Source organism: Gilliamella sp. Lep-s35, assembly GCF_009795845.1.
In the GTDB taxonomy this organism is placed as follows: Bacteria; Pseudomonadota; Gammaproteobacteria; order Enterobacterales; family Orbaceae; genus Gilliamella.
Genome location: NZ_WTEX01000073.1, coordinates 1 through 885 on the forward strand (window position 1 = coordinate 1; position 885 = coordinate 885).

Consider the following 885-nt stretch of genomic DNA (forward strand, 5'->3'; position numbering starts at 1 on the left):
TGCCGAACTCAGAAGTGAAACGCCGTAGTGCCGATGGTAGTGTGGGTATTACCCATGTGAGAGTAGGGTGCCGCCAGACTTTTAATTTAGATACACACCAAATACGGTGGAGCGGTAGTTCAGTTGGTTAGAATACCTGCCTGTCACGCAGGGGGTCGCGGGTTCGAGCCCCGTCCGTTCCGCCACTTTCTTTAGGGGCGTAGTTCAATTGGTAGAGCACCGGTCTCCAAAACCGGGTGTTGGGAGTTCGAGACTCTCCGCCCCTGCCATAAAATAAGCATTTTGATTTAATTTTGTTCGTTTAATCATTTTTATTCATAGAAAAAAAAGAATTTTATTTACAGATTAACTTAGTTAATTATAATTCCCGCTCAACTACTTTTATAACTAAGGGGGATATAACATGGTTGAAAGTTTTGTAAGTCAACAACGGTTTTTTGATAGCAAAAATTACCCAAGAGGGTTCTCTCGTCATGGGGATTTTACTATTAAAGAAGCGCTTATTTTAGAAAAACACGGTTGTGCTTTTAGAGATCTTGATACAGAAGTAAAAAAACCTACTACAGCTGAAGAAAAATCATTTTTAGCTGTTTGCAAAGGAAAAAAAGAACCATCTACTGATTTTGAAAAAACGTGGCTGAAGTATCTTGCTCGCATAAATAAGCCAAAACGTTTTCATACATTATCAGGCGGAAAACCCCAAGTTGATGTGGCTGATGATTTTATAGATAGTGATGACTAATTTTTTTAGCTACTCAAACTTAAGCTAAAAATGTTAATTATTCATCGGAAATTATTTGTAGTAGCTCAAACTTAATCTGACAGACACGTATTACTCATCGGCCTTCATTTTAACAAAATGCGTGTCCGATGAGCAAAATAAAT

General features: G+C 38.2%; 1 protein-coding gene and 2 tRNA genes. All 3 read left to right on the plus strand.

The genetic code is table 11. The features are described from left to right. The first annotated feature begins 108 nt into the window (after positions 1-108). The 3 genes from GQ590_RS12055 to GQ590_RS12065 all read left to right on the plus strand — a co-directional run bounded on the left by GQ590_RS12055 (position 109) and on the right by GQ590_RS12065 (position 742). Positions 109-185, plus strand: a tRNA-Asp gene (locus tag GQ590_RS12055). Positions 186-193: 8 nt separating this feature from the next. Then, a tRNA-Trp gene (locus GQ590_RS12060) sits at positions 194-269 on the plus strand. A 134-nt stretch (positions 270-403) separates the two neighbouring features. Beyond that, positions 404-742, plus strand: coding sequence for a DUF413 domain-containing protein (locus tag GQ590_RS12065; RefSeq protein WP_160409148.1), 339 nt, complete (start codon positions 404-406; stop codon positions 740-742). Positions 743-885: the final 143 nt, after the last annotated feature.